Raw genomic sequence first — 23,222 nt, 5'->3', positions numbered from 1 at the left:
ACCTCCGCTTAGCACTGCATTAACAGAATTAACTGTGCCCGAAATACCATTTCTTTATCTACTCTAGAGTATACCGAAACTAATGCCGAATTAGTCTTTTTCACTTTAACAATTGCTTTAGCAATAACTTTATCATTTAAGCTAACCGGTTTCAGAAACCTTAATCTACAACTGCCTGTAAGTACCACATTGGCATCAATAATTGCTGCAGCCAAAGAGTTGGCCTGAGCAAATAAATGATGTCCCCGCAATATTTTAGTTTTTTCCAAGACCATCTCTTCTGTAACTTCCATAATAGAAATTGCTCTATTATTCAATTCTATATCCACCAGTTCTCCTACTAATTCCGTCTCATGCATAGAACGAATTTCGGTATAAGCTTCCTCTGCCACATGTTTGACCCGTTGCCTCAATTCGGGAATACCCAGCGCACTCCTATCTAAGCGAATAGTCGGAATACTCACCTTAAACCTCTGGGCCAATTCTTCATCGGTGGCAAACGGATTATGCTTCAAGTATATACCTAAACGTTCCTGCCTTTCTCGGCGTGACATGGATTTACCTCGCATGTCGAAATCCCACCTTTTATGTAGTACCAGGTATTATAACCTACTAACAATTTATAGTATACTTTATTTCATTTGGGATTTCAATCCATATAGATAGAAAACCTCAGCAAATCAAAGGAGAAGAATCTTTTCAGACAAAAAAAAGCAAAGGCCTAAAAGACCCTTGCTTTCAGCAACATTTATTTGGCGTGCTGTGCTACAACCTCTTTTCCCTTGTAGTAACCACACTCGGGACAAACCCGGTGGGGTAACTTTAACTCATGACACTGGGGACATTCAACCAATTGGGGACTTCCAGTTTTCATCCATTGACTTCTTCTCTTATTCGTCCTGGATTTGGATTGTCTTCGCTTTGGTACAGCCAAAGTTTCTCCCTCCTTCCTACTCCTTCTCTTCGAAAAATTTCTGAAGCGCTTGCATACGGGGGTCAACCTTTTCCTCCCGACAGTCACACCTGATTTCGTTTAAGTCCTGCCCGCATTGAGAACAAATACCATGGCATTCTACATTACATAGCCACTTCATGGGCAAAACCAGTATCAAGTTTTCCGCAACCGATGGGCGAAAATCTATTACCTCACCGTCGTAAGCAATACAGTCTTCATTTTCTTCCTCATCCGGAGTACAAAATTCCTCCAAATAATCTACGGCAACATCGTGCTCAAACAACTTCAAGCACCTGTTACACTTTAGCGTAACCCGGGTCGTTACATCACCCTTGGCAAGCACGCTATTACCAATATTCGTAACCTTCCCCGAAAAAGATACTGAAGAAGCGAATTTAACTATCCCTTGCCCCGTTTCCAGGTAATCCCAGTTTTCGTTAAATTCAAATACTTCCTCGCTACCTGGGAATTTTAACAATTCCTTAATTTCAAGTTTCACCAATTAACACCTCATTTCCTAAATAAAGAGGCGACAAACCTGACCAAAAAGTCCCTAAACTAGTATAAACAATAAATTTGCATCCATATATAGCACAGTGAGTATTATACAGAACAATTTTATTAAGTGTCAAGTCCTAGCCTCTTGGTATCCCTGGCAATCATAAGTTCCTCGTTGGTAGGAATGACGAAAACCCTTACCGTTGAGTCTGCTGCGGAAACCTCCATCTCTTTGCCCCTGATACCATTTTTCTCTTTATCCAATCCAATACCGAGATAATCCATATCTATACAAACAGCATCACGAACTTCTGGAGAGTTTTCACCTAAACCAGCAGTAAACACTAAAGCATCAATTCCATTAAGTATGGCTGCATAAGCACCGATATATTTTTTGACATCGTGAACAAACACATCAATAGCTAATTGAGCGCGTTCATTTCCCCGGGAAGCGGCCTGCTCTATATCCCTGAAATCACTGCTAACTCCAGACAGGCCCAACACACCGCTCTTTTTATTAAGTAAAGTACTTATACCGGTAGTATCTAAGCCTTCCTTTTCCATTAGAAAAGGAACAATGGCCGGGTCCAAATCACCACAACGCGTGCCCATGGTAAGGCCCTCCAACGGTGTAAATCCCATACTGGTATCCTTAGAAACACCACCATCAATTGCTGTCACACTGGCTCCATTGCCCAAATGACAGGTTATTACCTTTATCTGAGACAGTTCCTTACCCATCAGTTCTGCGGCTCTTTGGGCAACAAATTTATGGGAGGTTCCATGAAAACCATATTTTCTAATCGCATATTTCTCATATAATTCATACGGCAAACTGTACATGTATGCTTCCGGCTCAATGGTTTGGTGGAAAGCAGTATCAAATACTGCCACTTGAGGAACACCCGGCAGTATTTTTTCCGCTGCCTCAATGCCCAGAAGGTTAGGTGGATTATGTAAGGGTGCAAGTTCCGCTAATTTCCTGATCCCCTGCTTAACTTCATCATCAATGAGTGCGGAGCGTGAAAACACATTGCCGCCGTGAGCAACCCTATGCCCCACTGCTTCAATTTCTCTAATGTCGGTCAAAACACCGTACTGAGCATCAGTAAGTAAGTCCATAACCATTTTAATAGCCGCTTGATGCTCACCTATCGCAGTTTCACGAACATATTTTCCTTTTCCTTTGGGTTGATGAGTAAGTTGAGAAGCATCTGAACCGATCCGCTCAACCAATCCTTTAGCTAGCACATTTTCATCTGCGATGTCAAACAACTGATACTTCAAAGAAGAACTGCCACAGTTAATTACTAAAACTTTCATCGTATACCTCTCTTTCCAAGTTCTTAAAGTTCGTGTTAAAAAAGTCCATCGTAGCAGGAGCAAGAAGTTCAAGCACCCCCTGGGCACAAGTGCGACTAAACCAGCAAAGCTGGCAAGTCTTCTATGCACTCAAGAGCACAAGCGCGACTAAACCAGCAAAGCTGGCAAGTCTTCTATGCACTGGACTTTTTAAACAACCTTTAAATATATTATTTATTATTGTTTCGGACCGGTCTTGGTTCTGATATTAATTGTTTAATGCTGGGAAGCATCTCTTTTGCCGCAGCCCTACCCCTGATGATGCCGTTATGAGCATCATCAAAGTTATTGGGATTAATATCGCTAAGATCTGGTTGAATTAATACATCTGCTTCTATGATAAAACGACTAGCCAATTCTCTGTCCAATAAGTCCAAGCTCAATAATATCACATCGAAAATATTGTTTACCTGCTGGGTTTTTCTTTCAGAGCCACCAAATTTAACATCCACCGCTATTACAATCTCTGCACCCTGCTCTCGGGTAACAGCGATAGGCACCCTATCCATCACAGCCCCGTCCACTAAGACACGTCCACCTGCCAATACCGGTTTAAATATTCCGGGGATGGCAATACTGGCTCGTACAGCTTCTGCCACATTTCCCTCATTTATTATTACCTTTTCCCCTTTAACCAGATCTACAGCAACCACAAATAGCGGTAGGTCCAGTTGGTCGAAATTCTTGTTATGCGTTAGTAGACGAAGCATCTCTTCGACTTTATTTCCCTTTAACAAACCCATACGAGGAACTGAAATATCTATGAATTGTTTTTGACGAATTTCAAGTATTAATCTCTCCAAACGGTGAAAATCCTGCCTGCAGGCTAACATTGCGCCAAAAACACTACCTATGCTGCTGCCGGCAATTAAATCAATAGGTACGTTTTCCTCCTGCAACACCTGTAATACGCCAATATGGGCCAACCCTCGCGCCGCGCCCGCTCCAAGTGCCAAACCAACTCGTGGTTTATTCAATGACATTCTTCCACCTCACCGTTATTCTTACCCTAAAACCTAGGGAAATACACTGGTCTATTCCCATCCTAATATCAATATATTAGTTACAAGTTTTATTTAATCCCCAAAACTTATAACTTAACCAATAACCTTTGAATTAAAAGAAATTTAGGTGATACACCATGCCCCGGAAAAAACCTTTAAAAGGAGTTATATATGCCCTATGCGTTATTATCTTTGCAGTATCAATGATTGCTTACCCCCAAGAGGTTTTTGAAGCATCCCAACGCGGCCTGGACGCTTGGTGGAATATTGTCTTTCCTGCATTATTACCATTTTTCATAGTATCTCACCTAATGATGTCTTTTGGTATCGTTCATTTTCTTGGAGTATTATTAGAACCTTTAATGAAACCTATTTTCAATGTCCCTGGTAATGGTGCGTTTGTTATGGCCATGGGTTATACGTCCGGTTTTCCAATTGGCTCACTACTAACTGTAGATTTAAGAAAAAATAACCTCTGCACCCGAATAGAAGGAGAAAGGTTAATCTCGTTTACAAACAATGCCAGTCCTCTTTTCATGTTTGGAGCTGTGTCGATTGGTATGTTTAATAATCCCCGCTTAGGAATAATTCTCGCTTCGGCTCACTATTGCGCAAACTTAAGTATTGGCCTATTGCTAAGATTTTATGGCTATAATGATCCGGAAAAGCTAGATCGGAACATTTCCACAAAGAAGATAGTGAGACGCAGCATTCAAGCAATGTTAGCGGTACAACAAAAAAACGAAAAGCCATTGGGTGAACTATTGGGAACTGCCATTAAAAAATCTATGGCTACCCTCAGCTCCATTGGCGGCTTTATAATCTTGTTTTCCGTTATACTACAGGTACTGATACAATTGGGAGTTATCCCGTTAATATCAATTCTCTTAGCCAAAGTGCTTACAAGCCTCGGATTAGATGCCCAACTATCGACATCACTTTCCGCCGGACTTTTCGAGGTTACTCTGGGCTCTAAATTAGCCAGCGAAATCCATGTGCCTCTTTACCAACAATTGATAGCAGTCAGTATGGTGATGGGCTGGAGCGGTCTTTCGGTACATGCCCAAGTGGCCAGCATCATTTCGGATACTGACCTGCGACTCTGGCCATTTGTACTAAGCCGTTTTGGCCAAGGCCTGCTCGCAACCATATATTTTGTTATATTTTTTGGCCCTGCTACTCCGGTGTTTAACCAGGTGGGCCAAATAGATTATATCGCTGCGCAAAATCCCCTTTGGATAACAATATTAATCCAGCTAGCCACATTTATAACGATAATGTTTGGCGCCGCCGTATTGTCTTTACTGCTTGCCATCTGGCAAAATACATTTGGCTTTCGAGTACGCTAGCTAGCAGACCTTGCCTTACTGCTCTTTAGTTCCTGCCGCCCCTTGCGTACCACGGAAAGAGTCTTTTCCAGGTTAGACTCTAAATTAGACATAACATCATCAGCATAAACTGTTGACCCTTCTCGAATTTGCTGTGCAGTTTTTTTCGCTTGAATGACCATTTCTTCCGCCTGCACCTGTGCTTTTTTCATAATCTCTTCTTCAGAAATCATCCGGTTGATACGAGAACGGGCCTCTTCCAAAATTCTTTCAGCTTCTTGTTTCGCGTCCTTCATTACCCTTTGTCTTTCCTTGTTCACCTGTTGAGCTTCTCGAAACTCCACAGGCAGTTTTGCCCGCACCTTGTCCAATATATCCAATATCAGATCTTGGTCCACGACCACTTTCCCGGTAATTGGTACTCGGGTTGAATTAGCCAACAATTCTTCCATTTGATCTAGCAGTTGTAAAGCTCCTTCCAACTGATCCATGAAAAGACCTCCCCCATTTAACTATTTCTATAAAAGCCAACTGATGTATCCCCATATTTTCTTAGGGACAACAGATTAAAATTACCGCATTTGTCCGGTATAACATCCCCGGATCTTATTTCTAGCATAATAGTAGCAGTTGGTGCCGCTAGTTGATTCGCTATCAAGACCTCTATCGTTTTTTTACCCCACTGTTTAGCATATGGCGGATCAATATATACCAAATCAAAGACGCTGCACAGTCCTGTCAATGCGGGAAATACATCAGCAGTGATAATATTAGCATGGTCTACAAAGCCAGTGACAGCAAGGTTGGCTTTGATGCTGTTAACAGCTGCACGGTCATTTTCCACAAAAACTGCCTCAACTGCTCCTCTACTTAAAGCTTCAATACCCATCGCACCACTACCGGCGAATAGGTCTAGAAAACGAGACCCGGCAACGTCCGGCGCTATGATATTAAATATTGCCTCTTTTACACGGTCGCCAGTGGGACGGGTCTTAAGTCCTTTGGGCACCTTCAATCGTCTGCCTTTAGCATTGCCGGCAATAACACGCAACTGCCCTCACCTCTAACCACATGTAATTATAACATAATTTGGCATTCATACTCGATATATTATTAGATATTTTACCCTTAATTCGACCATTAAAAATCGCAACGAATATAATTTGTCTGTACTTTCCGGAATAACAGTTCATTACCTCTTAAAAAGCTAACATTTTTACAAAGTATTTTTTATTTTTTCTATGGTTACCGTATATTTTCTCAACTCGGAGTCCATAATATGAATGAACCAAGAAGGGCTTAGAGGTTATTTTTTTCCTAAAATAACCCTCCCCCATGAGCTCTTCCTCCGGTTTCTCCTCTCCCAAGAAAGGCGACTTCAGTCGCCTTTCTATTTATTTACTGCTAAAAGTTCAATATTTTAAAGTGGTTTTTTAGGCTTTTGTTCCTCCCGGGCTTGATATTTTACTTTTTTACTACATTGGCTACAAATATATACCAGTTTGGGTTCTTGCCTAATCCTTTGAAAGTCCTTATGGATTTTAGTAATTTCTTCTTTTTTACTACAGATAGCGCATCTAACTTCCAACTTTTTATCCTCCCCACAGCTTTTTAAATATTATTTCTACGACACTGCTGCCTTTTCCTGCCATGCATCCATGTACTGATTGCGGAGTATAGAAAAAGACTGTCCTTCTTATACTAAAACCAACATCTAAAAGGAGGTTATGAAAATTGGAAGCTAAAGCTTATTTAAAAACAATGGGCGTAAATTTGGATCTGGCAGTTGAAGCTCATGAGCTGTTGAGAGGAGACGCCCAAAAGGAAATTCAAGGAGTGAAAGAAAGCAAAGAAGATCATGAGTTCTGCTCAGTAACAACAGTAAGCATCTTAAATGCCCAAGGCGCACAAATGATTGGCAAACCACAAGGAAACTATATTACCATTGATGCCCCAGACATCAGACATAATGACTCAAGAGTTCAACAGGAAGTAAGTCAAGTCTTGGCAGAAAAATTAGAAATGATGATAGAAAATTTTAAGCTCAACGAAGATGCATTAATACTCTTGGTTGGATTGGGCAATTGGGACGCTACGCCTGATGCACTGGGCCCACGAGTAATCAATCAAAGTATGGTTACCCGTCATCTGTACAAATATGCTCCAGATGCTGTGCAGGGAGGGCTCCGTCCGGTTGAAGCACTCGCCCCGGGTGTGTTAGGTATTACCGGGATCGAAACCGCAGAAATTATAAAAGGTGTGGTAGAAAAGACTAAACCGGCTTTGATCATTGCTGTTGATGCCTTAGCAGCCCGTGCAGTAGAAAGAATCAGCTCTACTATTCAAGTTGCCGATACTGGGATTAACCCTGGTTCTGGCATAGGTAACCAACGCAAAGGGATTAATTTTGAGTCCATGGGAGTGCCGGTTATTGCAATAGGGGTTCCCACAGTCGTCCATGCAGCAGTTTTTGCTTTTGAAGCATTTAACAAAGCTTTGGAAAAAAACCCTTCCCTCCAAGGAACGATTAACCAGGAATCAGTTCAAGAAAGTGTAAACGAAGTTCTTGCTCCCTTCGAAGGTAATTTAACAGTGACGCCAAAAGAGATTGATGACCTCATTGACAGAATTTCTAAAACTATCGCGTTAGGGCTTAATCAAGGTCTTCATTCCGGTGTCGGACAAGAAGAAGCGTTGACTCTTCTTCAATAAAACAAAAAAATGGCCTCCTTCTTTTCGTTTTGGGGCCATTTTTTTATTTTACTTTTTTTTACTCTCCTGGATAAATTTCAAATTTTGGTCTTACATCTCCCTCATATTCTTGGGCAAATTCCATTAACTGATTGTCCGTCTTTTGGTTCAAAAGTTCAGCAGCAAATTCCAAATCTGCTTTTTTAGTTACCTGTCTTTTTGGGACAGGCATTTTGTAATCTTTTACCATGCTCACCCTCCTTTCAGTATTATTTTTTCTAAAAACGGCAAATTTCATTCTAGAAATACTTTTTTGCTGTTTTTTTAGCTGATAAACTGAATAATAAAGTTCGAAAAAGCGCAAAATGAAGATAAGAAGTAAAGCAAAAGCGGGCCACATTTGACCCGCTTGTTCAAAAGATTACTGTAGTGTATTAGGTTGGCCACTTTGGTTGGCAAATTGTTGTTCATAGGCTTGAACCATTTTCTTAACCATGTGGCCGCCTACTGCACCATTCAATCTTGCAGGAACATCGCCTAGGTAACCTGAATAATTCTGGATACCAATTTCAGCAGCAGTTTCCTGCTTAAATTTTTCCATAGCTTGTTGAGCCTGAGGAATGACTAATTGGTTTGTTTTTTGTCCAGCTGCCATTTGCTAATTCACCTCCTTGAAAAAATTTAATTTTATTTAAGGGTTATTGCTGGGTTGTACCAGCTAGATTTTGTTCGTATGCTTGAATCATCTTTTTAACCATATGACCACCGACTGCACCCCATTGTCTGGAGGGGATGTCGCCACCATATCCGCCTGTCCAATTCAATCCAACTTCAGCTGCAGTCTCATACTTAAATTGATCCATTGCTTTTTGTGCTTGAGGAACTACTAATTGATTAGTTTTTTGTCCTGCTGCCATTGTGCTCACCTCCTTTGCGGCTTTGTAATCTTAGTATTGCTCGCAGACATGTTTTTATACTTTGTTGTTGCTAGAAGTATTTGTATGAACTGACAGGACTATCTTTTATTGGTACTAGGTTTCCTTTTGTTGTTGCGTTGTTGAATGCCCATTTCCTGAGCGACTTCGTGCTTAAACTTTTCTAATTGGCCATCAATACTTTTCTCCTCTTTCTTATTCATCTTAAATCGTCACCTCATTTATTATTGTGCTCGTATAAAAATAATCTATGCTGGAAACATTATCACGTAACATTGAAAAAGGCCTAACCAAATTGGTTAAGCCTTTTTTTGTAATGTTATTGATGTTACGAAATTTTTGCATTCCCGAAACGCAATGCTATCAGCTCTGAAAAAATCCCCAGTTGGTAGTTAGATTTGTTTTGCACAAGCTTCCGAGCATCGTCGAATGTTTGTTGAACTACTTCTGCATCGCGTATTAAGTCCGCCACCTTAAACTCCGGCAAACCGTGTTGGCGGGTACCGAATATTTCGCCGGGTCCGCGAAGTCGTAAATCCTCTTCCGCAATTACAAAACCATCATCACTCTTTTCCATAACTTGCAAACGTTCTCGTGCTACTTCGGTTTTGGGATCACCCATCAGGATACAGTATGAACGATGTTCTCCGCGCCCTATACGACCACGTAGTTGGTGGAGTTGGGCTAAACCAAATCGTTCTGCTCCTTCCACCATCATTACAGTCGCGTTAGGCACATCCACCCCTACTTCAATTACCGTTGTTGAAACCAACAGGTTAATTTCTCCCCGGTAGAACCCCTGCATATACATCTCTTTTTCCGTAGATTTCATTTTACCGTGTACTAAACCAACGTTAAAATCTTTAAAGCGGTCCATTAACAAATGCGCGGTTTCTTCTGCAGCCGCTAAATCCAGTTTCTCTGATTCGCTTACCAAAGGACAGACAACATAAACCTGTCTATCCGCGTTCATTTCTTGACCAATAAAGCTCAGTACTTTTTCCCGCCTTTCTTCACCTACCCACCGGGTAATTACTTTCTGCCGGCCCGGTGGCAACTCGTCAATTACGGACACCTGCAAGTCTCCATAAAGGGTCAATGACAATGTTCGAGGAATAGGCGTCGCTGTCATAACCAAAAGGTCGGCATTATCCCCTTTATTAAGCAATTCATCCCGCTGCATCACCCCGAAACGATGCTGCTCATCAACTACTGCCAGCCCAAGGCGATGAAACTGAACGGTTTCTTGAATAAGTGCATGTGTTCCTACAACAACATCTATCTCACCCCGCTGGATATCCCGATAAATTTTAGCCTTCTCTTTAGCAGACAAACTACCGCTAACCAAGCTTACCCTAATATTCAAATCTTCAAATAAGGCGTTAAGAGATTCACAGTGTTGTCTGGCTAAAATCTCGGTAGGTGCCATCACCGCAACCTGATAATCATTGGCCACCGCCTTAACTGCTGCAGCTGTCGCAACAATTGTTTTGCCTGACCCCACATCACCCTGCAGTAAACGTGTCATAGGCTGTGCCTGACCCATGTCCTTACGAATTTCATTAAGTACTCTACGTTGAGCACGAGTGAAGGTGAATGGTAAAGATTGAACAAAGTCATGCCATAATTGTCCTTCATTAGTATGGGCAATTCCACTGCGGCGCTCACTGCGTATATAGCGCTGTGATACAGCCATTTGCATTAAAAATAGTTCCTCATAAACTAATCGCTGCCTCGCTCGTTTCAAAGATGACCAATCATCAGGAAAATGTATCTGCCATAGGGCCTGGCGCCAATCAATTAAATTATATTTAGTGCGCAGCTCTTCGGGAAGAAAATCCTTGTAGTAGGGAATCAAATTCAACGTTTGAAAAATCAGTTGACGCATAATGCGCTGGCTAATCCCCTCAGTAACCCCATAAACTGGCACAATCCTGGCTGTATGAACCGGTTCATCCTCAGCTGCATTTAGTATTTCATAGTCAGTTACGATAACTTCCCACCGCCCACTGCTTAGCTGTACTTTACCAGTAATAATTAGTTCGAGACCCGGTCGAAGTTTGGCCCGTAAATAGCTCTGGTTAAACCAAACGGCGACACCATAGTTTTCCCCGTCATAGACCAGCGCTTTAAGTATATTAAGCCTCTTACGCGGCTGCAGCAATTCTACAGAGCGCACTTTTACCCTAAGAGTTTCTTCAACGCCAACATTCAATTGTCGGAATCTTTTCATGGTTGATCTGTCTAAATAGCGCCGCGGCACGTGATAAATTAAATCAAATACTTTTTTAATGCCCAAGCGCTGAAGTTGTTGTCGGCGTTTGGTACCGACGCCTTTTATTACAGCCACTTCCTGCCATATAAAATTCCCCTGCCCCCAATGACCTATAACGGGTCTTTCAACGGTTTCAGGGGGTAAAGTTATTTTATTTAATAGAGTAGAAACCCGTGCCAATACCTCCGCACGGGTTTGATGATCACTCCGATAATAGACATCTGACAAATTTACTAATTCATCAAGAATTGCTTTTTCCGTTTCCGACCAATTTGCCTCGTTGCGCAGCAAAATGCACTGTTCCTTTAAAAACATGGCAAATCCACCAAAAACACCGGCGTCGCTGTAAGCACCTTTTTTTTCTCTGATTAGCGCCTGTTTCATTTCCTTGAGAACAGTGTCCAACAATTCAAATCACCCCGGTTATTCTACAGAAATAATGTAATAATAGAGCGGCTGTCCGCCGAAATGAATTTCTATTTCCAAGTCAGGAAATCTATCGGTTACTATCTGAGCTAATTCTTCAGCATCTTCCTGCTTGACGTGCTGTCCGTAATATAAGGTTAATAATTCTGCATCCTCATCCACCATCTTTATGAGAAGTCCCACCAAAACTTCGGCAACTTCATCACTTACTATTTCTATTTTGCCTTCCTTGATACCAAGAATGTCACCTGCTTTAATTTTACTGCCGTTTACACTGGAATCCCGCACCGCATAAGTAATTTCACCAGAAGTAACCAACCCCATCGCCTCAGTCATCATCCTTCGATTGTTATCAATGCTTTTCTCGCCATCAAAACTCAGCATCGCCGTTATTCCCTGGGGAAAAGTTTTACTGGGTACAACTACTACATCCTTTTCCGCTAATTGAGCCGCCTGCTGAGCGGCCAGGATAATATTGCTGTTGTTAGGCAATATCAATACCTTGTCTCCCGAAGCTTCGTTAACGGCAGCAACTAAGTCCTCGGTACTGGGATTCATGCTTTGTCCGCCGGAAATAATTTTATCCACGCCTAAGTTTTCTAAAAGTTCGGTAAGACCTTCACCTACAGCAACCGCCACCACACTTAAGGGTTTTTTTTCCTGAGGCGTAACTTCAGTTAGCAGCTTGCTGCGATGTTGATCTTCCATATTATCCATTTTAAAATCATGGATTGTTCCTTGGTCCACGACAAATTCTAAGACTTTGCCCGGGTTATTAGTATGTATATGTACTTTAAGTAATGTTTCTGTTCCCACCACCAACAGACTATCCCCCAAAGGTTCAAGGACGAGCCGCAGTTGCCCTCCATCTAAGGCATTTCCTTTAAGAATGAATTCTGTGCAATACTGGTATGTCAGGTTCAGCGGTTCGTCTTCCCTGTCGGAGAAGTCCTGGGGCACTTCTGGCTGCGGCAGATACTCTTCATCCAAGTCTTCACCCTTTATCGCCCTAATGCCACCGTTAAAAATAACTAGCAGCCCCTTACCGCCGGCGTCTACTACCCCAGCTTCCTTTAGCACGGGAAGTTGTTCCGGGGTTTTGGCTAGGGCCTTTTCACCGTAATTCAAAGCAGCTTCCATTACCTCCAAGCTGTTCGCACCTGCTTTTGCCGCCTCTGCTGCACCTGCTGCGCATGCCTTGGCAACCGTTAATATAGTACCCTCGACGGGTCTCATCACTGCTTTGTATGCCATATCTACCGCTTTTTGTAACGCCGTAGCCAACTGCTTCGCGTTTATCTCTGCCCCTGATGTTCCTTGGGCCAAGCCGCGAAAAAGCTGAGACAGGATCACTCCCGAATTTCCCCGCGCTCCCATTAATGACCCTCTGGCCACTGCCTGAGCCACCTGTCCAATGTCTTGTTCATCGGGCGTGATTTCTTTGACCGCCGCCTGCATGGTCAGTGACATATTTGTCCCAGTATCGCCGTCAGGAACCGGAAAAACATTGAGCGCGTCTACAGCCATTTTATTCTTTTGCAAATACTGGTTTCCACCGAAAAAAAACTTTGTCAATTGTTCAGCATTCAATGTCGTCAACCCCTCGTCCGTTATTCTTTTACTCTAACCCCTTGTACCTTAATATTCACCTGCTTTACAGGGATGCCAAGACTTTTTTCCACCGTATAACGGACCTTATCCATAATGTTGTGTGCCACCTCAGAAATTTTAGTACCATAACTTACTACAATATACAAATCTATATCTACGCCATCTTCATAGTTAATAACTTCAACACCTTTATTCAGTGCCTCGCCGCGCAGTAGTTCCACAATCCCATCTTTTATCTTTCGGGATGCCATTCCCACCAAACCGTAGCATTCCATAGCCGCTAAACCGGCTACAGAAGCTATTACCTCATTACTGATATTAATCTTCCCTAGATTATTTTGTACTTGCTGACTATTTCCCATGACCATATCCTCCCATCTAAAACAAATGACCAAGCAATTACATTATACATTAGTCCGAAATTACCTTCCTTACTTATTCACCTTCCCAAAGGTTATTAAGATCCACCAACAACTTTGTTAAATCCAATCCATGCATACGAGCGCCCTGAGCTATCGATTCGTTAACCGACGCCATACAGTCACTGCAGGGCATTCCATGGTTTTGGAATACCTCTCTCGCCTCAGGATAAATTTGCAGCACCCGAAATATTGGCCAACTCCCAGTAATAGTTTCGCCTTTCTTCTCGCTCACAGTAATCCCTCCCCATAACTCACTTTTTTTCTTTTATTAATAAAGCGTTTTTCAGCTTGCCAAAATATTATATTTTTGATAGAATTATTGAAGATGTGTTAAGAGACGTACTAAGGAGGTGCAGGAAACAATGGCGAAATGCGAAGTATGTGGTAAAGGAATTGCCACTGGTAATAAGGTTAGTCATTCCAATATTAAGACAAAGCGTACTTGGTCTCCGAACCTGCAAAGAGTTAAAGCAATGGTTGATGGTTCTCCAAAGAAAGTTCATGTTTGTACTCGTTGTCTGCGGTCGGGAAAAGTTGAACGTGCTATCTAAAAAGACTGGATTTATTCCAGTCTTTTTATTTTTTTATAACTTCTGTGTTTTTACAATTGCCGAAGAATTTCAATTGGTTTGCTTACCTCTTCTGCACCAAATACAAAAGAACCTGCTACAAGAATATTAGCCCCGGCAGCAACCGCCCCAGGAGCAGTATTTTCATTAATACCCCCATCAACTTGTATATCCACATTTCTTTCCAAATTCGCAGTGAGTTGTTTTAATCTTTCCACCTTTGGCATAACGGCGTCAATGAATTTCTGACCACCAAAGCCCGGGTTGACTGTCATCAACAGCACCATATCTACTTCATCCAAAACATAATGTATACCGCTTAGTGGTGTAGCAGGGTTCAGAGCCACACCAGCTTTTATGCCTAGCTGCTTTATATTTTGTACAGTACGATGTAGATGATTACATGCCTCTACATGTACAGTTATTATATCGGCACCAGCGCGACAGAAGTCTGCAAAGTATTCATCCGGATGTTCTACCATTAAATGAACATCGAAAATCAGTTTGGAATGAGGGCGTAGATCCCGCACCAGTTGCGCACCAAAGGTTATATTAGGTACAAAATGACCATCCATGATATCTAAATGCAGATAATCTGCACCGGCTTTTTCCACAGCGGCCACTTGTTGCTTCAAAGTTGCAAAGTCAGCAGATAACAGTGACGGTGCCACAATTATAGACACATTAGTAACTCCTCTCTCGGGCGGTAATTTCTTCCAAAAAACGCAGGTAATTCTTATATCGGCTTTGGCTGATTGCACCTCTTTCCAAGGCCTGCTTCACCGCACATTGGGGTTCTTTATAATGTAAACAGGTGTTAAACCGACAATCCTGCCGATAACCATCCATTTCTGGAAACAAGAAACTCAGTTCTTCTCTCGAAACATTTGGCAGTTCTATCCTACTAAACCCCGGAGTATCGGCAACATAACCACCATAAAGAGATAATAGTTTAGTATGTCTCGTCGTATGCTTTCCCCGGCGCGCCTTATCGCTTACGCTTCCTGTCTCAAGTTTAAAACCTGGCTCCAGGACATTCAGCAAGCTCGATTTTCCTACACCAGAGGGACCGGCAAAGACAGATATGTGATTTTGTAAGAAATTTTTTAGTTCATCAAACCCAGTCTTGGTTTTAACACTGGTCAACACCAGGTCATAGCCGATGTCTTTATAAATACCAATAATCTCTTCCGCCTCAGAATCACCGGCTATATCGCGCTTATTAAAACAAATCACCGGCATTACCGGTGTCTGTTCCAAATAGACTAACAGTCTGTCCAACAACACTAAATCCGGTGGTGGGTCAGCTAATGCCAGCACTAAAATCGCTTGGTCCACATTGGCTACCGGTGGACGCAACAATTCAGTCTCTCTGGGCAGCAATTCTTCGATAACACCCTGTCTCTCATTCGTTAACGAAATTTTGACATAGTCACCAGGTAGGAATGTTAGTCTTTCTTGGCGGAATCTACCGCGCAAGGAACACTCCACCTCACCATGAGCTTGGGTCCTGACATAATAAAAACCACTAAAACCCTTAAGAATAATCCCATCTATCAATCGACCTAACCTCTCCTTTATGGTACACTATGTTCTTTCGCTAGTTCATCATCCATGAATACCTGAATTTTACCTCTCTTATAGAAGGGCACCCATTCTTGTACATAATCACCACTCTCATGCAGTTTGTTATATTCTTCGTGGGTACCCTTGACATCTACTACCACAATTCGAACCTGGTGTTGCTTATCATCGTTGGGCACCAATACACTAACTAACGCCTGCTGCGGCGTGGGACCTGGGCCGCTGCTAATAACCAGATTAACAGTGTGGCCCTGTAAGATTCGGTCACCGGAAGCGACATCCTGACTTATTATCTGTCCGGAAAAATAGTCTTTACTGTTTTGGAAGGTGAATTGACCCAAATCCAACCTTACGTCCTTTAATTTCTCCCTGGCCTGTTCCAATGTTAAGCCAGCTAAATCGGGCATAGAGATATATTCAGGTTGGGGACCGCGGCTGATAACCAAAATGACCTCTGTACCCTCAGGGTGTTTTGTATTGGGCAGCGGATCCTGACTTATGACTTTATCTGCCTCCACCTCGTCATCATAAATTCTTTGAGGGTCAGGTGCCACTTTAAACCCAGCGTTGGCCAAAGAAATCCTTGCCTCCCGCTCTGCCTGTCCCTTAACGTCAGGAACTGCCGTCAGTTTGGCACCCAAACTGACATCCAATTCTAGTGTACGTCCTCGTTTGACCTTTTCACCCGCTTTAGGGTCTTGTTCAATCACGGCACCCTCAGGCACATCCTTATCATATCGGCGGGTGGCCACACTGGTATGTAAGCCGGAATTGTTCAGGGTCTTTTGGGCCTCAGCAAGATCATCTCCCACTACATTGGGAACCTCTATCTCCGCAACATTAAAATAGGACTCCAAAGTGTAATATCCGGCGTAGCCAGCTGCTATAAGCAGTAATAATAAAGTGAAATAGGCAACAGGACGCAAACGCCTTTTTTGTGTCCGCCCAGTTTTTTTGCTTCTGCCGTTTACAGGCGAAAACACTTCAGTAGGGTCATCGTCCGATTGAAGCATATTTTTGATTTTAACCAAATCCGTACGCATTTCCACGGCTGTCTCGTATCGCAATTGATAATCTTTTTCCATGGCGCGGAGAATTACTTCTTCCAACGCCGGTGGAATGGTATCACCTCGATCGCCTCGTACCTCATGGGGTGGCGGCGGTGTATCTTGAATATGCTTCAAAGCAATAGTAATCGGCGTCTCCCCGCTGTACGGCAATTGGCCGGTTGTCATTTCATAAAGTACAACCCCTGCAGCATAGATATCTGACTTTTCGTCAGCAGTTTCGCCCTTGGCCTGTTCCGGTGACAGGTAATGTACGGAACCAACAATGCTGCCGGTATAGGTAACCGTGGCTGCAGTTGAAGCCCTTGCGATACCGAAATCCGTCACCTTCACCCGACCGGAAGGGGTCAAGAGTATGTTCTGTGGTTTTATATCCCTATGAATAATACCGTTTTCATGGGCATGTTCTAAGGCATCACATATTTGAATAGCAATACCTACAACATCATTAATGCCCAGAGGCGCATGTTCCCGAATATAATCTTTCAAAGTAGCACCTTTGACATATTCAATCACCAAATAGTGGGCATCATCCTGCTGGCCCACGTCATAAATACTGACAATGTTAGGGTGTGACAGGCTTGCCACCGCCTGGGCTTCCCTTTCAAAACGGCGCACGAAATCCTGGTCACTGGCAAACTGTTCGCGTAGAACCTTAATAGTAACCACCCGGTTTAATAAGGTATCCCGGCCCTTATAAACAACGGACATACCGCCGCCGCCCAATTTTTCAATTATTTCATAACGCCCGCCTAGCACTTTACCTATCACAGGCTTCGCCTCTTAATGTTGTACACTAGCATCGCAGTAATATTATCATGGCCGCCTCGGTTCAAAGCTAACTGCAACATCTGTTGAAGTTTGCTGTTTGTATCTTTGTTGGACCGAATCATTTGTTCAAGTTCGTCCGCCGACACAAAAGCACTTAGTCCGTCGGTACAGCAGAGAAGTATATCATCTTTTTGCAAGGTTAATTCCTTCATATCCACCTCGACATTGCTTTCAGTGCCTAACGCACGGGTTAACAAGTTTCGCTGAGGGTGTTTCTCCGCTTCCTGCGCAGTTAGATTTCCGTTACGAACCATCTCTGATACAAACGAATGGTCGCAAGTTACCAAATCCAGTTTTTCGTCACGAAAAAGATATATCCTACTGTCCCCAATATGGGCCAAATAGGCGATATCCTCCACTACCCAAACTGCAGACAAAGTGGTGCCCATCCCGGAATGAGACGGGTGGTTCACTGCTTGAAAATAAATTTCCTCATTTGCAGCAGCCACAGCGTCAGCCAATACCCGAGCCGGCGGATGGTCGTGGATATGCTTATTGATATACTCTGCCAATGTATTCACTGCAAGCTTACTGGCTATCTCACCTGCTGCGTGACCACCCATCCCATCAGCAACAGCAAATATTTTTAAATCAGAAATTATTAGGTAAGCATCCTCATTGTTCCTTCTGACCAACCCGGTATGGGAAATAGCTTCTGCTAGCATAAGTTCACCCCTCAATCACCAACTAGAGCTTGCTTATTTTCTTAATCCATTCGCTTTCCAATTACATTTTTCCTCTTTTAACCTTACTTTTAACATTGACATTTTTGCGGCGAAGCTGTCCGCAGGCCGCATCAATGTCAGTACCCTTCTCTTCCCTAACCACTACGTCAATACTCATCTTTGACAGTATCGCCGCAAAGCGCTGTATTCTTTTTGTGACTGGACGTGTTAGACCGGTCTCGCTAACAGGGTTGACAGGTATTAAGTTGACATTACATTTCAATCCCGTTAACAACTGTCCTAACATCATTGCGTCGTTTTCTGAATCATTAACATCTTTTATCAGTGCGTATTCAAATGTAACCCTTCGTCCAATTTTAGCTGTATAATCCTTACATGCAGACATTAATTTTTTTAGCGAATATTTATCATTCACAGGCATAAGGCTGCTTCTAACGGCATCAGTAGCGCCATGTAGAGAAATAGCCAGTACTATAGGCATATCTTCTTCCGCTAATCGATAAATTTCCGGAACTAAACCACAAGTTGAAATAGTGATACGCCGCCACCCAATGTTTAAACCATCCTCAAAATTCATTAATCTAATAGCCTTAACCACATTATCAAAATTCAGCAGCGGTTCCCCCATGCCCATAAATACTACATTGGTGATTTTTATCCCTAGTAATTGCTGCGTAGCGAATATTTGACTAATTATTTCGCCGACAGTCAGATTCCGCTTAAATCCACTTAGTCCTGTGGCACAAAAAGCACAGCCCATGACACAGCCAACCTGAGAGGAAATACAAATTGTAGCTCTAGTGCGCTGAAAATCCCGATCATGATACTTCATTAATACAGCTTCAATAGTTTCATCATCATCCAGCTTCAACAGCATTTTAACGGTATCTCCGCTTTGAGATTGCCGTTGGGTAATTACACGAGGCAAATTAATGGCACAGCTTTCCACCAATATTTTTTGTAGGTGAGCTGGTAAGTTGTGCATATCCTCTATACGTAATACACCTTTTTGGTGAACCCAGTGAAACAATTGTTTAGCTCGGAAACGAGGAAATCCCCAGTTATCCAACATTATTACCATTTCTTCAAGATTAAGACTTCTTAAATCAAGTTTCACCGTATCACCTCTTCCGTCTCAGGCGGGCCACAAAAAAACCATCAACGCCATGTCTTTGGGGTAAGAGCTGCAAACGCCCCAACCGAGCATCCTCCACATCTTCTGTTTTTATTGTAAAAGGTAGAAGATTAGTAATGTCCTCCGTCTCGAATTCCGGAAACTCACTGACAAATTTGTCAATCAACCATTGATTTTCTTCTTTGGTAATAGTACAAGTGCTATATACCATTATTCCACCGGGTTTCAAGGCCCGACACGCTCCGGTGATAATTTCCCATTGAAGTGATGCCATCTTGACAATGTCCCCCGGCAGCTTACGCCAACGAGCATCAGCACGCCGGGATAACACTCCTAGTCCCGAACAAGGTACGTCCAAAAGCAAAAAGTCTGCCTGGCCAGCATATTTTTCCCCTAGTTCTCTGGCATCAAGCAGTTCTTCCGTCACTATGCTAATTCCCAAGCGGTTTTTATTGGCTTCAATCAACTTTAATTTATGGTTATGTACGTCGCAGGCTAAAATACGACCCCTGTTTTCCATTAATTCTGCCAAGTGAGTAGTTTTTCCACCAGGGGCAGCACAGCCGTCTATCACCATGGTTCCCGGAGCAGGGGCCAGTACACTGGCAGGTAACATGGAAGACTCATCCTGCAGGGTAAAGAGGCCTTCTTTAAAGGCACGAAGCTTATCTAACGGCGGTCCTGAAACTATAGCTAAAGCCTCCGGTATCATCCTCGAGGACAAGACCTGAACACTTTCACTTTTTAGAGCTGTGCTCAATCCATCGTAATCAGTCTTAAGCGTATTTACCCTAGCTGTAACTGGGGATGGTTGGTTATTGTAGGTACAAAGCTTTTCCGTCTCTTCCACACCAAAATTTTCTATCCATCTTTTAACCAGCCAACGGGGATGAGAATGAACAACTGCAATGTATTCAATAGGATCTAAGGACTTGTCCGGCCACTTAAGATTTTTCTTACCCCTTGCCACATTTCGCAGCACCCCGTTTACAAAGCCGGCGGCACTGCGATATCTTAATTTCTTAGTCAGATTAACCATCTCATTGCACGCTGCACTTGCAGGAACCTTGTTCATATAAATAAGTTGGTATGCTCCTTGCAACAGTATCAGTCGCACATCCGGGTCTAATTTTTTCCATGGTTTTGACAAATAGTGCTCCAAATGCCATTGTAACGTTAAGCGGCGGCGCACAGTACCATAAACTATTTCTGTGATAAAGGCGCGGTCCAATTTAGTCACCGCGCCCTTAACAGCTTGATTTACAGCTAAATTGGCATAAGCTCCCTCATGCTCAATTCTCTTAAGTACCTCAAATGCTATCTCCCTGGGTGATTTCTCCTTAGCCATAGCAAAACTCCAATCTAATCATCGCCATACATGCGCGCTAAAAGTATTAGTCGTACTAAATTGAGTACAGCCATCAGTGCCGCTGCCAAGTAAGTTAAAGCAGCTGCATCAAGCACCTTTTTTGTGGGACCAACTTCTGCTTGTGAAATAAAGCCGTTGCTTTCCAATTGAGCTATTGCCCTGCTGCTGGCATTAAACTCCACCGGCAAAGTGACTATTTGAAATAATACTGCTGCAGAAAAGAGTACAATACCCGCCTGGATTAACAACGGCACACTCATGAATATTCCGATTAACAACAGCGGAAATGATAAGGAAGAACCGAACTGGGCAAACGGCACCAAGTTGGCTCTTAATTGCAATGGTAAATAGCCATGGTCGTGTTGTAGCGCATGGCCGGTTTCGTGGGCGGCCACCCCAATACTAGCCAAAGAGTTGCTTTGATATACTTGTGGGGACAGCCGAAGCACCTTTTGACGCGGGTCATAGTGGTCAGAAAGCTTACCATTTATCATTTCCACCCGTACATCGTCAAGACCGGCACGGTCAAGCAAAGCCTTGGCCACTTGTGCCCCAGTGAAACCTTTTTCCGATCTCACCTTCAAATATTTATTAAATGTTCTTTGCACCTTTGTCTGAGCATACCCTGCCAAAATAATACCCGGTATGAGAATGATAAAAGTCCAGTCGCCAAATAGAAAGGGAAAGAAGCCAAACGAAAACATTATTACACCTCCTAGGTTTCTGTTAGTTGTTGATTATTTGTAAAAACCGACCTCCGTCTATTGGTAAATTGTCTAATAGCATCTTCAACCTGGTCCAAATTCACCCTGGTATTGTAGCAAGGACCCTGGGGCCTAATATTCAATACACCAATTACCGGAAGCGGATTCACATCCTGAACACCACTGGTCAGATCCCGCTCACACGCGATTGCCACCACCGCCCGGGGCCTTATTTCTTTTACAAATCTCCTCGCCAACGTGCCACCGGTAGCAACCACAAAATGTACGCCGTAGCGCTCTTTAATATCATGTAAATCATCAATAGGACATTTACCACAGCGGCGGCAGTTATTAACATCGATAGTAATCTTATGAGGGCAGTCCGCATTCTGCAAGCAATGCGGCGCTAAAATCATCACTTGAGACGCAACGACCTGAATATCGCGATTGTCAACTAGTTGGTTATTCACGGCAATAAATGAGCTTTTTATCTTGTCTGCATCAATACCTACCATTTTCCCCAGCTGCAACGCTACTGGAAACAATAAATTTGTGGCAGTATAAATCAAATTCTGCAGCGAAGGAAAGGATTTATGGCTCCATAATGTAATTACTAGTACCACAACACCAAAACCCACTACTCCTAAACCCATAAGAATTAAACTTCCCATCAATACCAATACGATCTGATTAAATAAACTCCCATTATTTAAGAACAGATACCAGGCCAAGAAAACAACAGCTCCCAGGATAGCTACGGTAATTCCCAATAAAGCAATATAGATTCGCTTTTGACTAGGCATCGCTATCACCATCGCCAAACCGGTGGCCAGACATAATTCGGTAACCCCTGAGAAAATCGGCTGTCGGCATTTTTTGCTTGCCGGGAGGTTGTACTCTTGTAACCAAGACCGCATTATCATCACCCGTTGCTACCACAATACCTGTTGGCACGATTTCTAATATCATACCCGGTTCCGGCCGACATTTGTTGCTTTTTTCCTTCACCATTGGACGATATGGGAACAATTCCGCATCAAATATCTTTAACCGCTTGTCCTCAAGAGTAGTATATGTCCCCGGCCAGGGATTCATGCCGCGGACCAAATTAACGATATCAGCTGCAGATCTGTTCCAGTTTAATTTCTCATCCGCTTTGGATATTTTGTCAGCATAAGTTGCTTCGCTGTCCTGCTGTGTAACCGGGCTGACCTCAGCAATCTTTGCCAGCGTCTCAGCCAGTAATTGGGCTCCAATTTCTGCTAAACTATCGTGTAATTCTCCTGTGGTCATTGTTTCCGTTATCGTTACCTTTCTTTGGGCCAGTATCGGCCCAGTGTCCATACCGCGTTCCATTCTCATAATGGAAACACCACTTTCCTTTTCTCCATTTATAATCGCTCTGTGAATAGGCGCTGCTCCCCGATATTTTGGCAGCAGCGAGGCATGGACATTTAGGCATCCGTATGTCGGTATATTTAAAACCTTTTCCGGTAATAGCTGCCCATATGCCACCACTACTATCACATCCGGAGCCAGTGCCTCCAATTGTGAAATAGCATCAGCATTAAGTTCTTCCGGCTGCATCACGGGAAAATTATTCTTTTGAGCAAACCGTTTAACCGGGCTCGGCTTTAGCTTTTTTCCCCTGCCCTGCCGACGGTCCGGTTGTGTGACCACTGTAGAAATTTTTTCACCGGTTTCTATTAACTTTTCCAGTGTAGGTACAGCAAAATCCGGTGTGCCCATAAAAACAATTTGCACCATTGT

Annotated in this window: 28 protein-coding genes; 3 read left to right on the top strand and 25 right to left on the bottom strand. The window is 43.0% G+C overall.

The window, feature by feature from the left end; genetic code table 11:
* Nucleotides 1–8: 8 nt before the first annotated feature.
* From fapR to MFMK1_RS10225, 5 genes are all read right to left on the bottom strand, one after another.
* Nucleotides 9–569, bottom strand: a complete 561-nt coding sequence (gene fapR, locus MFMK1_RS10245; protein ID WP_366921617.1) for a transcription factor FapR — start codon at nucleotides 567–569, stop codon at nucleotides 9–11.
* A gap of 179 nt (nucleotides 570–748) precedes the next feature.
* On the bottom strand, nucleotides 749–934 hold the full coding sequence (gene rpmF / locus MFMK1_RS10240; protein ID WP_366921616.1) for a 50S ribosomal protein L32: 186 nt from the start codon (nucleotides 932–934) through the stop codon (nucleotides 749–751).
* Nucleotides 935–950: 16 nt separating this feature from the next.
* Nucleotides 951–1,454 (bottom strand): YceD family protein, encoded by a 504-nt coding sequence (locus MFMK1_RS10235; RefSeq protein WP_366921615.1) that lies wholly within the window; start codon nucleotides 1,452–1,454, stop codon nucleotides 951–953.
* Between the two features lie 122 nt (nucleotides 1,455–1,576).
* Nucleotides 1,577–2,776 carry an acetate/propionate family kinase gene (locus MFMK1_RS10230; RefSeq protein ID WP_366921614.1) on the bottom strand — a complete coding sequence of 400 codons (1,200 nt, stop codon included), beginning with the start codon at nucleotides 2,774–2,776 and terminating at the stop codon, nucleotides 1,577–1,579.
* A gap of 209 nt (nucleotides 2,777–2,985) precedes the next feature.
* Nucleotides 2,986–3,798: a patatin-like phospholipase family protein gene (locus MFMK1_RS10225; protein WP_366921613.1), complete on the bottom strand. Its 813-nt coding sequence runs from the start codon at nucleotides 3,796–3,798 to the stop codon at nucleotides 2,986–2,988.
* A gap of 158 nt (nucleotides 3,799–3,956) precedes the next feature.
* Here MFMK1_RS10225 and ylbJ point away from each other — a divergent pair, with 158 nt between their 5' ends.
* Nucleotides 3,957–5,168, top strand: coding sequence for a sporulation integral membrane protein YlbJ (gene ylbJ / locus MFMK1_RS10220; RefSeq protein WP_366921612.1), 1,212 nt, complete (start codon nucleotides 3,957–3,959; stop codon nucleotides 5,166–5,168).
* Here the strand turns inward: ylbJ and MFMK1_RS10215 are convergent.
* The 3 genes from MFMK1_RS10215 to MFMK1_RS10205 form a co-directional block, all read right to left on the bottom strand.
* Complete coding sequence (locus tag MFMK1_RS10215; RefSeq protein ID WP_366921611.1) at nucleotides 5,165–5,638, bottom strand: ATP synthase subunit B family protein; 474 nt, start codon at nucleotides 5,636–5,638, stop codon at nucleotides 5,165–5,167. The genes ylbJ and MFMK1_RS10215 overlap by 4 nt on opposite strands.
* A gap of 17 nt (nucleotides 5,639–5,655) precedes the next feature.
* Entirely contained in the window at nucleotides 5,656–6,198 is a 543-nt protein-coding gene (gene rsmD, locus MFMK1_RS10210; RefSeq protein ID WP_366921610.1) for a 16S rRNA (guanine(966)-N(2))-methyltransferase RsmD, read from the bottom strand.
* Nucleotides 6,199–6,567: 369 nt separating this feature from the next.
* The gene (locus MFMK1_RS10205) at nucleotides 6,568–6,735 is read right to left on the bottom strand and encodes a DUF2197 domain-containing protein (protein WP_366921609.1); all 168 of its coding nucleotides are present in this window, start codon (nucleotides 6,733–6,735) and stop codon (nucleotides 6,568–6,570) included.
* A gap of 146 nt (nucleotides 6,736–6,881) precedes the next feature.
* On the opposite strand from MFMK1_RS10205, the gene gpr reads away from it, so the two are divergent.
* Nucleotides 6,882–7,859, top strand: a complete 978-nt coding sequence (gene gpr, locus MFMK1_RS10200) for a GPR endopeptidase (RefSeq protein WP_366921608.1) — start codon at nucleotides 6,882–6,884, stop codon at nucleotides 7,857–7,859.
* A 58-nt stretch (nucleotides 7,860–7,917) separates the two neighbouring features.
* Here the strand turns inward: gpr and MFMK1_RS10195 are convergent, their stop codons facing one another.
* From MFMK1_RS10195 to MFMK1_RS10160, 8 genes are all read right to left on the bottom strand, one after another.
* The gene (locus tag MFMK1_RS10195; RefSeq protein ID WP_366921607.1) at nucleotides 7,918–8,088 is read right to left on the bottom strand and encodes a hypothetical protein; all 171 of its coding nucleotides are present in this window, start codon (nucleotides 8,086–8,088) and stop codon (nucleotides 7,918–7,920) included.
* Between the two features lie 171 nt (nucleotides 8,089–8,259).
* The gene (locus tag MFMK1_RS10190; protein WP_366921606.1) at nucleotides 8,260–8,493 is read right to left on the bottom strand and encodes an alpha/beta-type small acid-soluble spore protein; all 234 of its coding nucleotides are present in this window, start codon (nucleotides 8,491–8,493) and stop codon (nucleotides 8,260–8,262) included.
* A gap of 43 nt (nucleotides 8,494–8,536) precedes the next feature.
* The gene (locus MFMK1_RS10185; protein WP_366921605.1) at nucleotides 8,537–8,755 is read right to left on the bottom strand and encodes an alpha/beta-type small acid-soluble spore protein; all 219 of its coding nucleotides are present in this window, start codon (nucleotides 8,753–8,755) and stop codon (nucleotides 8,537–8,539) included.
* Nucleotides 8,756–8,853: 98 nt separating this feature from the next.
* Nucleotides 8,854–8,976, bottom strand: a complete 123-nt coding sequence (locus tag MFMK1_RS10180; protein ID WP_366921604.1) for a small, acid-soluble spore protein, alpha/beta type — start codon at nucleotides 8,974–8,976, stop codon at nucleotides 8,854–8,856.
* A gap of 125 nt (nucleotides 8,977–9,101) precedes the next feature.
* Nucleotides 9,102–11,456, bottom strand: coding sequence for an ATP-dependent DNA helicase RecG (gene recG, locus MFMK1_RS10175; RefSeq protein ID WP_366921603.1), 2,355 nt, complete (start codon nucleotides 11,454–11,456; stop codon nucleotides 9,102–9,104).
* A gap of 15 nt (nucleotides 11,457–11,471) precedes the next feature.
* Nucleotides 11,472–13,064 carry a DAK2 domain-containing protein gene (locus MFMK1_RS10170; protein ID WP_366921602.1) on the bottom strand — a complete coding sequence of 531 codons (1,593 nt, stop codon included), beginning with the start codon at nucleotides 13,062–13,064 and terminating at the stop codon, nucleotides 11,472–11,474.
* 20 nt (nucleotides 13,065–13,084) lie between these two features.
* Nucleotides 13,085–13,447, bottom strand: a complete 363-nt coding sequence (locus MFMK1_RS10165; RefSeq protein ID WP_366921601.1) for an Asp23/Gls24 family envelope stress response protein — start codon at nucleotides 13,445–13,447, stop codon at nucleotides 13,085–13,087.
* A gap of 73 nt (nucleotides 13,448–13,520) precedes the next feature.
* A complete protein-coding gene (locus MFMK1_RS10160; RefSeq protein WP_366921600.1) occupies nucleotides 13,521–13,739 on the bottom strand; it encodes a DUF1858 domain-containing protein in 219 nt (72 codons plus the stop codon).
* A gap of 130 nt (nucleotides 13,740–13,869) precedes the next feature.
* On the opposite strand from MFMK1_RS10160, the gene rpmB reads away from it, so the two are divergent.
* The gene (gene rpmB, locus MFMK1_RS10155) at nucleotides 13,870–14,058 is read left to right on the top strand and encodes a 50S ribosomal protein L28 (protein WP_366921599.1); all 189 of its coding nucleotides are present in this window, start codon (nucleotides 13,870–13,872) and stop codon (nucleotides 14,056–14,058) included.
* 50 nt (nucleotides 14,059–14,108) lie between these two features.
* Here rpmB and rpe read toward each other — a convergent pair whose 3' ends face one another.
* The 9 genes from rpe to fmt all read right to left on the bottom strand — a co-directional run bounded on the left by rpe (nucleotide 14,109) and on the right by fmt (nucleotide 23,219).
* Nucleotides 14,109–14,759 carry a ribulose-phosphate 3-epimerase gene (gene rpe / locus MFMK1_RS10150; RefSeq protein ID WP_428846264.1) on the bottom strand — a complete coding sequence of 217 codons (651 nt, stop codon included), beginning with the start codon at nucleotides 14,757–14,759 and terminating at the stop codon, nucleotides 14,109–14,111.
* Between the two features lies 1 nt (nucleotide 14,760).
* Complete coding sequence (gene rsgA / locus MFMK1_RS10145) at nucleotides 14,761–15,636, bottom strand: ribosome small subunit-dependent GTPase A (protein ID WP_366921598.1); 876 nt, start codon at nucleotides 15,634–15,636, stop codon at nucleotides 14,761–14,763.
* Between the two features lie 17 nt (nucleotides 15,637–15,653).
* Complete coding sequence (pknB, locus tag MFMK1_RS10140; RefSeq protein WP_366921597.1) at nucleotides 15,654–17,498, bottom strand: Stk1 family PASTA domain-containing Ser/Thr kinase; 1,845 nt, start codon at nucleotides 17,496–17,498, stop codon at nucleotides 15,654–15,656.
* Nucleotides 17,495–18,223: a Stp1/IreP family PP2C-type Ser/Thr phosphatase gene (locus MFMK1_RS10135; RefSeq protein WP_366921596.1), complete on the bottom strand. Its 729-nt coding sequence runs from the start codon at nucleotides 18,221–18,223 to the stop codon at nucleotides 17,495–17,497. The genes pknB and MFMK1_RS10135 overlap by 4 nt, the downstream gene beginning before the upstream one ends.
* A gap of 61 nt (nucleotides 18,224–18,284) precedes the next feature.
* Entirely contained in the window at nucleotides 18,285–19,361 is a 1,077-nt protein-coding gene (gene rlmN, locus MFMK1_RS10130; protein ID WP_366921595.1) for a dual-specificity RNA methyltransferase RlmN, read from the bottom strand.
* Nucleotides 19,362–19,365: 4 nt separating this feature from the next.
* On the bottom strand, nucleotides 19,366–20,727 hold the full coding sequence (gene rsmB, locus MFMK1_RS10125; RefSeq protein WP_366921594.1) for a 16S rRNA (cytosine(967)-C(5))-methyltransferase RsmB: 1,362 nt from the start codon (nucleotides 20,725–20,727) through the stop codon (nucleotides 19,366–19,368).
* Between the two features lie 14 nt (nucleotides 20,728–20,741).
* A complete protein-coding gene (locus MFMK1_RS10120; RefSeq protein ID WP_366921593.1) occupies nucleotides 20,742–21,452 on the bottom strand; it encodes a zinc metallopeptidase in 711 nt (236 codons plus the stop codon).
* A gap of 11 nt (nucleotides 21,453–21,463) precedes the next feature.
* A complete protein-coding gene (locus MFMK1_RS10115) occupies nucleotides 21,464–22,255 on the bottom strand; it encodes a DUF116 domain-containing protein (RefSeq protein ID WP_366921592.1) in 792 nt (263 codons plus the stop codon).
* Nucleotides 22,248–23,219 carry a methionyl-tRNA formyltransferase gene (gene fmt / locus MFMK1_RS10110; protein WP_366921591.1) on the bottom strand — a complete coding sequence of 324 codons (972 nt, stop codon included), beginning with the start codon at nucleotides 23,217–23,219 and terminating at the stop codon, nucleotides 22,248–22,250. Before fmt ends, MFMK1_RS10115 begins: the two co-directional genes overlap by 8 nt.
* Nucleotides 23,220–23,222 lie beyond the last annotated feature (3 nt).

The organism is Metallumcola ferriviriculae, assembly GCF_035573695.1.
Taxonomy (GTDB): domain Bacteria; phylum Bacillota; class JADQBR01; order JADQBR01; family JADQBR01; genus Metallumcola; species Metallumcola ferriviriculae.
This window is presented reverse-complemented; position numbering and strand designations above follow the sequence as displayed.

Excerpts from the sequence above, each read along its gene's own strand:
- fapR (WP_366921617.1), bottom strand. The coding sequence starts at position 569 with ATGCGAGGTAAATCCATGTCACGCCGAGAAAGGCAGGAACGTTTAGGT.
- MFMK1_RS10230 (WP_366921614.1), bottom strand. The coding sequence starts at position 2,776 with ATGAAAGTTTTAGTAATTAACTGTGGCAGTTCTTCTTTGAAGTATCAG.
- MFMK1_RS10225 (WP_366921613.1), bottom strand. The coding sequence starts at position 3,798 with ATGTCATTGAATAAACCACGAGTTGGTTTGGCACTTGGAGCGGGCGCG.
- ylbJ (WP_366921612.1), top strand. The coding sequence starts at position 3,957 with ATGCCCCGGAAAAAACCTTTAAAAGGAGTTATATATGCCCTATGCGTT.
- MFMK1_RS10215 (WP_366921611.1), bottom strand. The coding sequence starts at position 5,638 with ATGGATCAGTTGGAAGGAGCTTTACAACTGCTAGATCAAATGGAAGAA.
- MFMK1_RS10195 (WP_366921607.1), bottom strand. The coding sequence starts at position 8,088 with ATGGTAAAAGATTACAAAATGCCTGTCCCAAAAAGACAGGTAACTAAA.
- MFMK1_RS10190 (WP_366921606.1), bottom strand. The coding sequence starts at position 8,493 with ATGGCAGCTGGACAAAAAACAAACCAATTAGTCATTCCTCAGGCTCAA.
- MFMK1_RS10185 (WP_366921605.1), bottom strand. The coding sequence starts at position 8,755 with ATGGCAGCAGGACAAAAAACTAATCAATTAGTAGTTCCTCAAGCACAA.
- MFMK1_RS10180 (WP_366921604.1), bottom strand. The coding sequence starts at position 8,976 with ATGAATAAGAAAGAGGAGAAAAGTATTGATGGCCAATTAGAAAAGTTT.
- MFMK1_RS10165 (WP_366921601.1), bottom strand. The coding sequence starts at position 13,447 with ATGGGAAATAGTCAGCAAGTACAAAATAATCTAGGGAAGATTAATATC.
- rpmB (WP_366921599.1), top strand. The coding sequence starts at position 13,870 with ATGGCGAAATGCGAAGTATGTGGTAAAGGAATTGCCACTGGTAATAAG.
- MFMK1_RS10135 (WP_366921596.1), bottom strand. The coding sequence starts at position 18,223 with ATGCTAGCAGAAGCTATTTCCCATACCGGGTTGGTCAGAAGGAACAAT.
- rsmB (WP_366921594.1), bottom strand. The coding sequence starts at position 20,727 with ATGGCTAAGGAGAAATCACCCAGGGAGATAGCATTTGAGGTACTTAAG.
- MFMK1_RS10120 (WP_366921593.1), bottom strand. The coding sequence starts at position 21,452 with ATGTTTTCGTTTGGCTTCTTTCCCTTTCTATTTGGCGACTGGACTTTT.
- MFMK1_RS10115 (WP_366921592.1), bottom strand. The coding sequence starts at position 22,255 with ATGCCTAGTCAAAAGCGAATCTATATTGCTTTATTGGGAATTACCGTA.
- fmt (WP_366921591.1), bottom strand. The coding sequence starts at position 23,219 with ATGGTGCAAATTGTTTTTATGGGCACACCGGATTTTGCTGTACCTACA.